Origin of the sequence: Streptomyces sp. NPDC006687, from assembly GCF_040636215.1 — a bacterium.
Taxonomy (GTDB): domain Bacteria; phylum Actinomycetota; class Actinomycetes; order Streptomycetales; family Streptomycetaceae; genus Streptomyces.
In genome coordinates, this window is sequence record NZ_JBEYJJ010000006.1 from 79,758 (window position 1) to 92,946 (window position 13,189).

The 13,189-nt window shown below is 70.3% G+C and carries 12 protein-coding genes; all 12 read left to right on the plus strand.

Annotated elements, in window-relative coordinates:
- Positions 1 to 467 precede the first annotated feature (467 nt).
- The 12 genes from ABZ716_RS09750 to nuoL are packed head-to-tail and all read left to right on the plus strand — an operon-like array spanning position 468 to position 13,188.
- On the plus strand, positions 468 to 827 hold the full coding sequence (locus ABZ716_RS09750; RefSeq protein ID WP_351878587.1) for an NADH-quinone oxidoreductase subunit A: 360 nt from the start codon (positions 468 to 470) through the stop codon (positions 825 to 827).
- 15 nt (positions 828 to 842) lie between these two features.
- Positions 843 to 1,397: an NADH-quinone oxidoreductase subunit B gene (locus tag ABZ716_RS09755; protein ID WP_079429234.1), complete on the plus strand. Its 555-nt coding sequence runs from the start codon at positions 843 to 845 to the stop codon at positions 1,395 to 1,397.
- Entirely contained in the window at positions 1,394 to 2,119 is a 726-nt protein-coding gene (locus ABZ716_RS09760) for an NADH-quinone oxidoreductase subunit C (protein WP_358957921.1), read from the plus strand. Before ABZ716_RS09755 ends, ABZ716_RS09760 begins: the two co-directional genes overlap by 4 nt.
- Complete coding sequence (locus tag ABZ716_RS09765) at positions 2,119 to 3,456, plus strand: NADH-quinone oxidoreductase subunit D (protein WP_358812032.1); 1,338 nt, start codon at positions 2,119 to 2,121, stop codon at positions 3,454 to 3,456. The genes ABZ716_RS09760 and ABZ716_RS09765 overlap by 1 nt, the downstream gene beginning before the upstream one ends.
- Positions 3,453 to 4,208 (plus strand): NADH-quinone oxidoreductase subunit NuoE, encoded by a 756-nt coding sequence (gene nuoE, locus ABZ716_RS09770; protein ID WP_351878578.1) that lies wholly within the window; start codon positions 3,453 to 3,455, stop codon positions 4,206 to 4,208. Before ABZ716_RS09765 ends, nuoE begins: the two co-directional genes overlap by 4 nt.
- On the plus strand, positions 4,208 to 5,569 hold the full coding sequence (gene nuoF / locus ABZ716_RS09775) for an NADH-quinone oxidoreductase subunit NuoF (protein WP_358957924.1): 1,362 nt from the start codon (positions 4,208 to 4,210) through the stop codon (positions 5,567 to 5,569). Before nuoE ends, nuoF begins: the two co-directional genes overlap by 1 nt.
- Entirely contained in the window at positions 5,566 to 8,088 is a 2,523-nt protein-coding gene (locus tag ABZ716_RS09780; RefSeq protein ID WP_358957927.1) for an NADH-quinone oxidoreductase subunit G, read from the plus strand. The genes nuoF and ABZ716_RS09780 overlap by 4 nt, the downstream gene beginning before the upstream one ends.
- The gene (gene nuoH, locus ABZ716_RS09785; RefSeq protein WP_358957930.1) at positions 8,085 to 9,449 is read left to right on the plus strand and encodes an NADH-quinone oxidoreductase subunit NuoH; all 1,365 of its coding nucleotides are present in this window, start codon (positions 8,085 to 8,087) and stop codon (positions 9,447 to 9,449) included. Before ABZ716_RS09780 ends, nuoH begins: the two co-directional genes overlap by 4 nt.
- Positions 9,450 to 9,452: 3 nt before the next feature.
- The gene (gene nuoI / locus ABZ716_RS09790) at positions 9,453 to 10,112 is read left to right on the plus strand and encodes an NADH-quinone oxidoreductase subunit NuoI (protein WP_358957932.1); all 660 of its coding nucleotides are present in this window, start codon (positions 9,453 to 9,455) and stop codon (positions 10,110 to 10,112) included.
- On the plus strand, positions 10,109 to 10,939 hold the full coding sequence (locus ABZ716_RS09795; protein ID WP_351878565.1) for an NADH-quinone oxidoreductase subunit J: 831 nt from the start codon (positions 10,109 to 10,111) through the stop codon (positions 10,937 to 10,939). The genes nuoI and ABZ716_RS09795 overlap by 4 nt, the downstream gene beginning before the upstream one ends.
- Positions 10,936 to 11,235, plus strand: a complete 300-nt coding sequence (nuoK, locus tag ABZ716_RS09800; RefSeq protein WP_030027720.1) for an NADH-quinone oxidoreductase subunit NuoK — start codon at positions 10,936 to 10,938, stop codon at positions 11,233 to 11,235. Before ABZ716_RS09795 ends, nuoK begins: the two co-directional genes overlap by 4 nt.
- Positions 11,236 to 11,247: 12 nt before the next feature.
- On the plus strand, positions 11,248 to 13,188 hold the full coding sequence (gene nuoL / locus ABZ716_RS09805) for an NADH-quinone oxidoreductase subunit L (protein WP_358957935.1): 1,941 nt from the start codon (positions 11,248 to 11,250) through the stop codon (positions 13,186 to 13,188).
- Position 13,189: the final 1 nt, after the last annotated feature.

Below are 13,189 nucleotides of genomic sequence, written 5' to 3' on the forward strand. Positions count from 1 at the left end.
GCAGGTCACAGTGACCCGCTGTCGTGAGGGCGCCGTGGCCGGTCCGTGACCGGACCGTGAGCTTGCCGTGCGGTTCGTGAACGGACGCACATCCGCCGGGCGCGCGCGGCCGGCCGTCCACTTCCGTACCCCCGGACCCCCCGGGCGAGGGAGGCCGGTTCCTTTATCACCCCGGCCACCTCGGGGCCAATTTGCCTGTAGCGCTCACTCTTTGATAGTGCAAGCCCGCCCCGACCTGCGGTGACGAGGCCGGATGTCACCTTTGGTGATCATGTGGATGCCTTGCGTACGAAGATCGCCACTCAAGGGCCTTCATGATCGTTCGTCTGGTGGTGGAGATCACAAACTCGGTGTCGTTACCCGTGTCGCAGATCACAGACCGGCAGGCATAAGATGCGCACCAGTCTGGCTTGTGAACTGCCTCACATGCGACCAACGGTCAAGGACGACTGGAAGGAGCGAGGAGCGTGAATGCCTACGCACCCATCCTCGTGCTCGGCGCCATCGGCGCAGGGTTTGCGATCTTCTCCGTGGTCATGGCCACGCTGATCGGCCCAAAACGGTACAACCGGGCGAAGCTTGAAGCATACGAGTGCGGCATCGAGCCGACTCCGGTGCCCGCCGGCGGCGGCCGCTTCCCCATCAAGTACTACCTCACGGCGATGCTCTTCATCGTCTTCGACATCGAGATCGTCTTCCTCTACCCCTGGGCCGTCACCTTCGACTCCCTGGGGATCTTCGGGCTCGTCGAGATGCTGCTCTTCGTGCTCACCGTCTTCGTCGCCTACGCATACGTCTGGCGCCGCGGCGGCCTGGAATGGGACTGAGGGGCTGAATTTTCCATGGGACTGGAAGAGAAGCTGCCGAGCGGCTTCCTGCTGACCACCGTCGAACAGGCCGCGGGCTGGGTGCGCAAGGCATCCGTCTTCCCGGCCACCTTCGGCCTCGCGTGCTGCGCCATCGAGATGATGACCACCGGCGCCGGCCGCTACGACCTCGCCCGCTTCGGCATGGAGGTCTTCCGCGGCTCCCCCCGCCAGGCGGACCTGATGATCGTCGCCGGCCGGGTCAGCCAGAAGATGGCGCCGGTGCTGCGGCAGGTCTACGACCAGATGCCCGCCCCGAAGTGGGTGATCTCCATGGGGGTCTGCGCCTCCTCGGGCGGCATGTTCAACAACTACGCGATCGTCCAGGGCGTCGACCACATCGTCCCGGTGGACATCTACCTGCCCGGCTGCCCGCCCCGCCCCGAGATGCTCATCGACGCGATCCTCAAGCTCCACCAGAAGATCCAGGGCTCCAAGCTCGGCGTGAACCGGGAAGAGGCGGCGCGCGAGGCGGAGGAGGCGGCCCTGAAGGCCCTCCCCACCATCGAGATGAAGGGGCTCCTGCGGTGAGCGACGAACCCGCCGCGGACAGCGGCAACAACGTCCCGGCACCCCGTGCGGGCAGGCCCGGACCCGAGGTGATCGGCGTCCGCAAGGGCATGTTCGGAGCGGGCGGCGGCGGCGACACCAGCGGCTACGGCGGCCTCGTGCGCCCCGTGGCCCTGCCCGGCGCCAGCTCCCGCCCGTACGGCTCCTACTTCGACGAGGTCGCCGACGAGCTGGAGGGCGCCCTGGAGGAGCAGGACCTGCTCCCGGAGAACGCCATCGAGAAGGTCGTCGTCGACCGGGGCGAGATGACCCTGCACATCGCCCGCGAGCACCTGGTGCGGGTGGCCTCCACCCTGCGCGACGACCCGGCGCTGCGCTTCGAGCTGTGCACCGGCGTCTCCGGCGTGCACTTCCCGGGCGACAAGGGCCGCGAGCTGCACGCCGTCTACCACCTGCGCTCCCTCACCCACGGCCGGATCATCCGGCTGGAGGTGTCGGTGCCCGACGCCGACCCGCACCTGCCCTCGCTCACCGGCGTGTACCCGACCAACGACTGGCACGAGCGCGAGGCGTACGACTTCTTCGGCCTGGTCTTCGACGGCCATCCGGCCCTCACGCGGATCATGATGCCGGACGACTGGCAGGGCTTCCCGCAGCGCAAGGACTACCCGCTCGGCGGCATCCCCATCGAGTACAAGGGCGCCCAGATCCCGGCTCCCGACCAGCGGAGGTCGTACAGCTGATGTCCCCCACCCCGAACGCCGCCGACCCCGCGGCCTCCCGCGAGACCACCGAAGGCACCGTCTACACCGTCACCGGCGGCGACTGGGACGAGCTCGTCCAGTCCGTCGCCCGGGCGGACGACGAGCGCATCGTCCTGAACATGGGCCCCCAGCACCCCTCCACCCACGGGGTGCTCCGCCTGATCCTGGAGATCGACGGAGAGACGGTCACCGAGGCCCGCTGCGGCATCGGCTACCTCCACACCGGCATCGAGAAGAACCTCGAATTCCGCAACTGGACGCAGGGCACCACCTTCGTCACGCGCATGGACTACCTGACGCCGTTCTTCAACGAGACCGCGTACTGCCTCGGCGTCGAGAAGCTCCTCGGGATCACCGGGCAGATCCCCGACCGGGCCACCGTCATCCGCGTCCTGCTGATGGAGCTCAACCGGCTCTCGTCCCACCTGGTGTGCATCGCCACCGGCGGCATGGAGCTCGGCGCCACCACGATCATGATCTACGGCTTCCGGGACCGCGAGCTGATCCTCGACGTCTTCGAGCTGATCACCGGCCTGCGCATGAACCACGCCTTCATCCGCCCCGGCGGCCTCGCCCAGGACCTGCCCCCCGGCGCGGTCGACCAGCTGCGCGAGTTCGTCAAGACGATGAAGAAGAACCTGCCGGAGTACGACAAGCTCGCCACCGGCAACCCCATCTTCAAGGCCCGTATGCAGGACGTCGGCTACCTCGACCTCGCCGGCTGCATGGCCCTGGGCGCCACCGGCCCGATCCTGCGTTCCGCCGGCCTGCCGCACGACCTGCGCAAGGCCGACCCGTACTGCGGATACGACACCTACGAGTTCGACGTCCCCACCACCGAGAGCTGCGACTCCTACGGGCGGTTCCTGGTCCGCCTGGAGGAGATGCGCCAGTCGCTGCGGATCGTCGAGCAGTGCCTGGACCGGCTGGAGCCGGGCCCGGTGATGGTCGAGGACAAGAAGATCGCCTGGCCGGCGCAGCTCGCGCTGGGCCCCGACGGCCTCGGCAACTCCCTCGACCACATCAAGCAGATCATGGGCACCTCCATGGAGGCCCTCATCCACCACTTCAAGCTGGTGACCGAGGGCTTCCGGGTCCCCACCGGACAGGCGTACGCGGCCGTCGAGTCCCCCAAGGGCGAGCTCGGCGCCCACGTGGTCTCCGACGGCGGCACCCGCCCCTACCGGGTCCACTTCCGCGACCCGTCCTTCACCAACCTCCAGGCCATGGCGGCGATGTGCGAGGGCGGCCAGGTCGCCGACGTCATCGTCGCCGTCGCCTCCATCGACCCCGTGATGGGAGGCGTCGACCGATGACGGCCGATGCAGTGAATACGGGCGTCAGCCTCGGGATGCCCCAGCTGCCCGCCCCCGACTTCCCCGCCGAGGTGCGCGCCCGGCTCGAAGCGGACGCGCGGGAGGTCATCGCCCGCTACCCCGACAGCCGCTCCGCGCTGCTGCCGCTGCTGCACCTGACACAGTCCGAGGAGGGCTACGTCTCCCGCACCGGCATCCGCTTCTGCGCCGAGGTGCTGGGCCTGACCACCGCCGAGGTCACCGCCGTCGCCACCTTCTACACGATGTACCGGCGCAGGCCCTCCGGGGACTACCAGGTCGGCGTCTGTACCAACACCCTGTGCGCGGTGATGGGCGGCGACGCCATCTTCGACGAGCTCAAGCAGCACCTGGGCGTCGGCAACAACGAGACCACCCCCGACGGCAAGGTCACGCTGGAGCACATCGAGTGCAACGCGGCCTGCGACTACGCCCCCGTGGTGATGGTCAACTGGGAGTTCTTCGACAACCAGACCCCCGAGTCCGCCAAGGCCCTCGTGGACGACCTGCGCGCCGGACGCCCCGTCGAGCCGACCCGGGGCGCGCCGATGTGCACGTACAAGGAGACCGCCCGGATCCTGGCGGGCTTCCCCGACGAGCGCGAGGGCGCGGTGGAGGCGAGCGGCGGGGCGGGCCCCGCCTCCCTGATCGGACTGCGCATCGCGCGCGGCGAGTCCCCGCACACCCCGATCGTCCACCCGCGCGGCGAGACGGCCACCGAGGGAGGGGAGTGATGTCGTTGTCGACCGAACTCAGCAAGAACGGGAGCCCGGAGAAGCTCCTGGCGCCCGTCCTCTCGGCGTTCTGGGACGAGCCCGAGTCATGGACGCTGGAGACCTACCGGCGCCACGAGGGCTACGAGGGCCTGCGCAAGGCCCTCGCGATGACCCCGGACGAGGTGATCGCCTACGTCAAGGACTCCGGTCTGCGCGGACGCGGCGGCGCTGGCTTCCCCACCGGAATGAAGTGGCAGTTCATCCCGCAGGGCGACGGCAAGCCGCACTACCTCGTCGTGAACGCGGACGAGTCGGAACCGGGTACCTGCAAGGACATCCCCCTCCTCTTCGCCAACCCGCACTCCCTCATCGAGGGAATGATCATCGCCTGCTACGCGATCCGTTCGGAGCACGCCTTCATCTACCTGCGCGGTGAGGCCGTACCGGTCCTGCGCCGTCTGCACGAGGCGGTGCGCGAGGCGTACGCGGCCGGATACCTCGGCAAGGACATCGGGGCCAGCGGACGCAACCTCGACATCACCGTGCACGCGGGGGCGGGCGCGTACATCTGCGGCGAGGAGACGGCACTGCTCGACTCCCTCGAAGGCCGGCGCGGTCAGCCCCGGCTGCGTCCCCCCTTCCCCGCTGTCGAGGGGCTCTACGCGTGCCCCACTGTCGTCAACAACGTGGAGTCCATCGCCTCGGTTCCCGCGATCCTCAACAGGGGCAAGGACTGGTTCAAGGCGATGGGGACGGAGAAGTCCCCCGGCTTCACCCTCTACTCCCTCTCCGGGCACGTCGCCGGCCCCGGCCAGTACGAGGCCCCGCTCGGCATCACCCTGCGCCAGCTCCTCGACATGAGCGGCGGGATGCGCCCCGGGCACCGGCTGAAGTTCTGGACCCCCGGCGGCTCGTCCACCCCCATGTTCACCGAGGAGCACCTCGACGTCCCCCTCGACTACGAGGGCGTCGGCGCGGCCGGCTCGATGCTCGGCACCAAGGCCCTCCAGTGCTTCGACGAGACCACCTGCGTGGTGCGCGCCGTCACCCGCTGGACCGAGTTCTACGCCCACGAGTCCTGCGGCAAGTGCACCCCCTGCCGCGAGGGCACGTACTGGCTGGTCCAGCTGCTGCGGGACATCGAGGCGGGCAAGGGCGTCATGGCCGACCTCGACAAGCTGAACGACATCGCCGACAACATCAACGGCAAGTCCTTCTGCGCCCTCGGCGACGGCGCGGCCAGCCCGATCTTCTCCTCGCTGAAGTACTTCCGCGCGGAGTACGAACAGCACATCACCGGGAAGGGCTGCCCCTTCGACCACCGGAAGTCGACCCTCTGGGCTGACGGGCCCATCGAGAACTCCGAGGTGAACGCATGACCGTCAGCACCAACGCCCCGGCGGGCGGCGGCGAGGCGGCGAAGCCGGCGCAGGCGGACCTGGTCACGCTGACCATCGACGGCGCCGAACTGTCCGTGCCCAAGGGGACCCTCGTCATCCGGGCCGCCGAACTGCTCGGCATCGAGATCCCCCGCTTCTGCGACCACCCCCTCCTCGACCCCGCCGGCGCCTGCCGCCAGTGCATCGTCGAGGTCGAGGGCCAGCGCAAGCCGATGGCCTCCTGCACCATCACCTGCACCGACGGCATGGTCGTCCGCACCCAGCTGACCTCCGAGGCCGCCGACAAGGCCCAGCGCGGGGTGATGGAGCTGCTGCTGATCAACCACCCGCTGGACTGCCCCGTCTGCGACAAGGGCGGCGAATGCCCCCTGCAGAACCAGGCGATGTCCCACGGCAACGCCGAATCCCGGTTCGAGGGCCGCAAGCGGACCTACGAGAAGCCCGTCGCGATCTCCCCGCAGGTGCTGCTCGACCGCGAGCGGTGCGTGCTGTGCGCGCGCTGCACCCGCTTCTCCAACCAGGTCGCCGGAGACCCGATGATCGAGCTGCTGGAACGCGGCGCGCTCCAGCAGGTCGGCACCGGCGAGGGCGACCCGTTCGAGTCCTACTTCTCCGGCAACACCATCCAGATCTGCCCCGTCGGCGCCCTCACCTCGGCCGCCTACCGGTTCCGTTCCCGCCCCTTCGACCTCGTCTCCTCCCCGAGCGTGTGCGAGCACTGCGCGGGCGGCTGCGCGACGCGGACCGACCACCGGCGCGGCAAGGTGATGCGCCGCCTGGCCGCCGAGGACCCCGAGGTCAACGAGGAGTGGATCTGCGACAAGGGCCGCTTCGCGTTCCGCTACGCCCAGCGCCCCGACCGGCTGACCACCCCGCTGGTGCGCGGGGCGGACGGGGTCCTCGCCCCGGCGAGCTGGCCCGAGGCGCTGGAGGCCGCCGCCGCCGGGCTCACCGCCGCGCGCGGCCGGGCCGGGGTGCTGACCGGCGGCCGGCTGACCGTCGAGGACGCCTACGCGTACGCCAAGTTCGCGCGGGTGGTGCTCGACACCAACGACATCGACTTCCGGGCCCGCGTGCACAGCGCGGAGGAGACCGACTTCCTGGCCGCCTCCGTCGCCGGCACGGGCAAGGACCTCGACGGCACGGGCGTCACCTACGCCTCGCTGGAGGCCGCCCCGGCCGTGCTGCTGGTGGGCATCGAGGCCGAGGAGGAGGCCCCCGGGGTCTTCCTGCGGCTGCGCAAGGCCCACCGCAAACGGGGCCAGAAGACGTACGCCCTCGCCCCCTTCGCCACCCGCGGCCTGACCAAGGCGGGCGGCACCCTGCTGGCCGCCGCCCCCGGCACCGAGCCGGACTGGCTGGACGCGCTGGCCTCCCGCACCGGGCTGGAGGCGGGCGGCGCCGAGGCCGCCGAGGCGCTGCGCAGGCCCGGCGCCGTCCTCGTCGTCGGGGAGCGGCTCGCCGGGGTGCCCGGCGCGCTGACCGCCGCCGTACGGGCGGCCACCGCGACCGGGGCCCGGCTGGTGTGGATCCCGCGCCGGGCCGGGGAGCGGGGCGCGGTCGAGGCGGGCGCGCTGCCGTCGCTGCTGCCGGGCGGGCGTCCCGCCACCGACCCGCGGGCCCGCGAGGAGGTCGCCGCCGCCTGGGGGCTCCAGGCGCTGCCGCACCGCTACGGCCGTGACACCGGGCAGATCGTCGAGGCCGCCGCGACCAGCGAACTGGCCGCGCTGCTGGTCGCGGGCGTCGAGGTCGGGGACCTGCCCGACCCGCGGCGGGCCCGGACCGCGCTGGAGGAGACCTTCGTGGTCTCCCTGGAGCTGCGGCCCGGCGAGGTCACCGACCACGCGGACGTGGTCCTGCCGGTCGCCGCCGTCGCGGAGAAGGCGGGCACCTTCATCAACTGGGAGGGCCGGGTCCGTCCCTTCGAGGCCGCCCTCAAGCCCGACCAGATGACCCGCCGCCTCGCCCCGGCCGACGCCCGCGTGCTGCACATGCTGGCCGACGCCGCCGGCCGGCCGATCGCCCTGCCCGACGTGCACGCCGTACGCCGGGAGCTGGAGCGGCTCGGCCCCTGGGAGGGCGACCTGGCGCCCGAGCGCCACACCGCGTCGGCGCCGCTGCCCCGGCCCGGCGCGGGTGAGGCCGTACTCGCCGGGCACCGCCTGCTGCTGGACCTGGGCCGGCTCCAGGAGGGCGACGAGGCCCTGGCCGGGACCCGGCACGAAGCGGCGGCCCGCCTCTCGGCCGCCACGGCCGCCGAGACCGGCGTCAAGGACGGCGACGTCCTCGCCGTCACCGGCCCGGCCGGCGCGGTGGAACTCCCGCTGCGGATCACCGAGATGCCCGACCGCGTCGTATGGCTCCCCCTGAACTCCGCCGGCTCCGGCGTCCTCGCCGGCTCCGGCGTCCTCGCCGGCACCGGCGCCCTGCCCGGCACCCTCGTCCGCATCGGACCGGCGCCGGCCCCGGCCGCCCCCGCCAAGGAGGTGCGAGCGTGACCAGCCTCGCCCCACACGTCCTCGCCGCCGAGGACCTCTCCCTGTTCGGCAGGGACGTCTGGTGGCTCGTCCTGATCAAGGCGGTGTTCTGCTTCGCCTTCCTGATGGTGACCGTGCTGTTCTCCATCGTGTGGGAGCGCAAGGTCGTCGCCTGGATGCAGCTGCGCATCGGCCCCAACCGGCACGGGCCCTGGGGCATGCTCCAGTCGCTCGCCGACGGCGTGAAGCTGATGCTCAAGGAAGACGTCGTCGTCAAGCGGGCCGACAAGGTGGTGTACGTCCTCGCCCCGATCATCGCGGCGATCCCGGCGTTCATGGCCATCGCGGTGATCCCGTTCGGGCCGTCCGGCAACGAGGTCTCGATCTTCGGCCAGCGCACCACGATGCAGCTGACCGACCTGCCCATCGCGATGCTGTACGTCCTCGCGGTGGCCTCGGTCGGCATCTACGGGATCGTCCTGGCGGGCTGGTCCTCCGGCTCCACCTACCCGCTCCTCGGCGGCCTGCGCTCCTGCGCGCAGATGATCTCGTACGAGATCGCGATGGGCGCGGCCTTCGCCTCGGTCTTCCTCTACTCCGGGTCGATGTCCACCTCGAAGATCGTGGAGGCGCAGGCCGACCGCTGGTACATCGTGCTGCTGCCGGTGTCGTTCATCATCTACGTGATCACGATGGTCGGCGAGACCAACCGCGCCCCCTTCGACATGCCGGAGTCCGAGGGCGACCTGGTCGGCGGCTTCAACACCGAGTACTCCTCCATCAAGTTCGCCCTGTTCATGCTGGCCGAGTACGTCAACATGGTCACCGTCTCGGCGGTCTCCGTCACCCTCTTCCTGGGCGGCTGGCGGGCCCCCGCGCCGATCTCCACGTACTGGGAGGGCGCGAACCACGGCTGGTGGCCGATGCTCTGGTTCGTCATCAAGGTGCAGCTGCTGCTGTTCTTCTTCATCTGGCTGCGCGGCACGCTGCCGCGCGTGCGCTACGACCAGCTGATGAAGCTCGGCTGGAAGGTGCTGATCCCGGTCTCGGTGGTCTGGCTGATGCTGGTCGCCACCGTCCGGGCGCTGCGCAACGAGCGCTACGACTTCTCCGAGATCGTGCTCTACGTCGGCGGGGCCGTCGTGGCGATCCTGCTGCTGACCTCCCTCGCGGACCACTTCCGCGAAAAGCGGGACAAGGGCGCCGCGGCGCAGGCCGGCAAGGCCGGGGCCGAGCCCTTCGACCCGATGGCGGGCGGATTCCCCGTACCGCCCAAGCCCGGCCAGCACCTGGCACCCGTACCGCGCAGGCGGCCCCGCGGCGAGCGGGAGCTGATTGTCAGTGGCGGGACGAATACCGACAGTGACCGAGAGGAGGGTTGAGACGTGTCTGACGAGAAGCACGAGAAGCACGCGAAGCAAGAGAAGAACGAGCAGTGGCAGAACCCGGTGGCCGGCTTCGGCGTGACCTTCAAGGCCATGTTCAAGAAGCGCCTCACCGAGCAGTACCCGGAGCAGGAGAAGACCACCGCTCCGCGCTTCCACGGAAGGCACCAGCTCAACCGGCACCCCGACGGTCTGGAGAAGTGCATCGGCTGCGAGCTGTGCGCCTGGGCCTGTCCCGCCGACGCCATCTACGTGGAGGGCGCGGACAACACCGAGGAGGAGCGCTACTCCCCGGGCGAGCGGTACGGGCGGGTCTACCAGATCAACTACGCCCGCTGCATCCTGTGCGGGCTCTGCATCGAGGCGTGCCCGACGCGGGCGCTGACGATGACGAACGAGTTCGAACTGGCCGACGCCAGCCGCGAGTCGCTGATCTACACCAAGGAACAGCTCCTCGCCGGCCTGACCGATTCCATGGTCGACAGCCCGCACGCGATGTACCCGGGCACGGACGAGCAGGACTACTACCGGGGTCTGGTCACGGGCGCCGCGCCCGGGACCGAGCGGCAGGCGGCGGTTTCCAAGGGCGAGGGCCCGCAGGAGGCCGCGTCCACCTTCGGGCCCACCGAGCCCGCCGCGCCGAAGGCGGGCGGCCGATGAGCGCCCTGCTGACCACCGCGGCCGCCGCCACCACGACGTCCACCGGTGAAGCCGTCCAGTTCTGGGTGCTGGGCACCGTCGCCGTCATCGGCGCGCTGTGCACCATCCTGATGAAGAAGGCCGTGCACAGCGCCCTGTGCCTGGCGGGGACGATGATCGTCCTCGCGGTGTTCTACCTCGCCAACGGGGCGTACTTCCTGGGCGTGGTCCAGGTCGTCGTCTACACCGGCGCCATCATGATGCTGTTCCTCTTCGTGGTCATGCTCGTCGGCGTCACGGCGGCGGACTCGCTGAAGGAGACCATCAAGGGACAGCGCTGGCTGGCCGTCCTGTGCGGGCTCGGCTTCGGCATCCTGCTGATCGCGGGCCTCGCCAACGCGAAGCTGACCCACTTCAACGGCCTCGGCCAGGTCAACTCCGCGGGCCACGTCGAGGGACTGGCCCGGCTGATCTTCACCCGCTACATCTTCGCCTTCGAGATCACCGGCGCCCTGCTGATCACGGCGGCCGTCGGTGCGATGGTGCTCACCCACCGCGAGCGCACCGAGCGGGCCGCCACCCAGCGCGAGCTCGCCGAGAAGCGCGTCCGCGAGGGCGTCCAGCTCCCGCCGCTCCCGGCCCCCGGCGTCTACGCCCGGCACAACGCGGTGGACATCGCCGGCCTGCTGCCCGACGGCACCCCGTCGGAGCTGACCGTCAACAAGACGCTCCGTGCCCGCGGCCAGATCCGCGACGTGTCCAGCGAGGCGCTGGACGACCTCAAGGCGCTGGAGCAGCGCTCCTCGGAGCGTCTGGGCCGCGACTCCCGAGAGGAGGCATCGAAGTGAACCCGGTCAACTACCTGTACCTGGCCGCCCTGCTGTTCACGATCGGCGCGACGGGCGTCCTCATCCGGCGCAACGCGATCGTGCTGTTCATGTGCGTCGAGCTGATGCTCAACGCCTGCAACCTCGCGTTCGTCGCCTTCTCCCGGATGCACGGCAACCTCGACGGCCAGATCATCGCCTTCTTCACGATGGTCGTCGCCGCCGCGGAGGTCGTGGTGGGCCTCGCGATCATCGTGTCGCTGTTCCGTACCCGCCACTCGGCCTCGGTCGACGACGCCAGCCTGATGAAGCTGTAAGGGGCCTTCACCGTGGAGAATCTGATTGCGCTGCTGGTGGGCGTGCCCCTGCTCGGGGCGGCGGTGCTGCTGTGCGGCGGCCGGCGCCTCGACAAGGCCGGCCACTGGCTCGGGACCGTGCTCGCCGCGGTCTCCTTCGGCATCGGCGTGGTCCTCTTCGCCGGCATGCTGGGGCGCGGAGCCGAGGACCGCACCCTGCATCAGTACCTGTTCAGCTGGGTGCCCGTGGAGGGCTTCCAGGCGGACTTCGCCTTCCAGCTCGACCAGCTGTCGATGACCTTCGTCCTGCTGATCTCCGGGGTGGGCACGCTCATCCACGTGTACTCCATCGGGTACATGGAGCACGACGAGCGCCGCCGCCGTTTCTTCGGCTACCTCAACCTGTTCGTCGCGGCGATGCTGCTGCTCGTCCTCGCCGACAACTACCTGCTGCTGTACTTCGGCTGGGAGGGCGTCGGCCTCGCCTCGTACCTCCTGATCGGCTTCTGGCAGCACAAGCCCAGCGCGGCCACCGCCGCGAAGAAGGCGTTCCTGGTCAACCGGGTCGGCGACATGGGCCTGTCCATCGCCATCATGATCATGTTCACCACCTTCGGGACCTTCACCTTCGGCCCGGTCCTGGCCAGTGTCGGGAAGACCTCGGAGGGCACGCTGACGGCGATCGGCCTGATGCTGCTGCTGGCCGCCTGCGGCAAGTCGGCCCAGGTGCCGCTCCAGTCCTGGCTCGGTGACGCGATGGAGGGCCCGACCCCGGTCTCGGCCCTGATCCACGCGGCGACCATGGTCACCGCGGGCGTGTACCTGATCGTCCGCTCGGGCGCGATCTTCAACGGCGCGCCGGACGCCCAGCTGGTGGTCACCGTCGTCGGCGCGGTCACGCTGCTCTTCGGTGCGATCGTCGGTTGCGCCAAGGACGACATCAAGAAGGCCCTCGCCGGTTCGACCATGTCGCAGATCGGCTACATGGTCCTCGCCGCGGGCCTCGGCCCCATCGGCTACGTCTTCGCGATCATGCACCTGGTGACGCACGGCTTCTTCAAGGCCGGCCTCTTCCTCGGCGCGGGTTCCGTCATGCACGGGATGAACGACGAGGTGGACATGCGCAAGTACGGCGGCCTGCGCAAGTACATGCCGATCACCTTCGTCACCTTCGGGCTCGGCTACCTCGCCATCATCGGCTTCCCGGGCCTGTCGGGCTTCTTCTCCAAGGACAAGATCATCGAGGCGGCCTTCGCGAAGGGCGGCACCGAGGGCTGGATCCTCGGCGGCGCGGCCCTGCTGGGCGCGGGCATCACCGCCTTCTACATGACCCGCGTCATGCTCCTCACCTTCTTCGGCGAGAAGCGCTGGCAGCCCGCCCCGGACGCCGACCGGGCGCCCAGCGCCGAGCCGGCCGCCGAGCACGAGGCCGGTTCGATGCCGCACCCGCACGAGTCCCCGAAGTCCATGACCCTCCCGATGATCGTGCTGGCCTTCGGCTCGGTCTTCGCGGGCGGCTTCTTCGCGATCGGCGACCGCTTCCTGAAGTGGCTGGAGCCGGTCACCGGGTACGAACACGGAAACCCGCCGGTCGGCGCCCTGACGGTGACCCTGTCCACGATGGCCGTCCTCGCCGTCGGCGTCGCCCTCGCCTGGTCGGTGTACGGGCGCAAGCCCGTCCCCGTCACCGCCCCGCGCGGCTCGTTCCTCACCCGGGCGGCCCGCCGCGACCTGTACCAGGACGACTTCAACCACGTCGTCCTCGTGCGCGGCGGGGAGCACCTGACCCGCTCGCTCGTGTACGTCGACCACAGCCTGGTCGACGGAGTGGTCAACGGGACGGCCGCCTCGGTCGGCGGGCTCTCGGGCCGGCTGCGCAAGCTGCAGAACGGCTACGCCCGCAGCTACGCGGTCTCCATGTTCGGGGGCACGGCGATCCTCGTCGCCGCGACCCTGCTGATGAGGGCGGTGTGAC

What these genes read in the sequence shown, in the direction of transcription:
- ABZ716_RS09755 (WP_079429234.1), top strand. Translation starts at nt 843, where the DNA reads ATGGGACTGGAAGAGAAGCTGCCGAGCGGCTTCCTGCTGACCACCGTC.
- ABZ716_RS09765 (WP_358812032.1), top strand. Translation starts at nt 2,119, where the DNA reads ATGTCCCCCACCCCGAACGCCGCCGACCCCGCGGCCTCCCGCGAGACC.
- nuoE (WP_351878578.1), top strand. Translation starts at nt 3,453, where the DNA reads ATGACGGCCGATGCAGTGAATACGGGCGTCAGCCTCGGGATGCCCCAG.
- nuoF (WP_358957924.1), top strand. Translation starts at nt 4,208, where the DNA reads ATGTCGTTGTCGACCGAACTCAGCAAGAACGGGAGCCCGGAGAAGCTC.
- ABZ716_RS09780 (WP_358957927.1), top strand. Translation starts at nt 5,566, where the DNA reads ATGACCGTCAGCACCAACGCCCCGGCGGGCGGCGGCGAGGCGGCGAAG.
- ABZ716_RS09795 (WP_351878565.1), top strand. Translation starts at nt 10,109, where the DNA reads ATGAGCGCCCTGCTGACCACCGCGGCCGCCGCCACCACGACGTCCACC.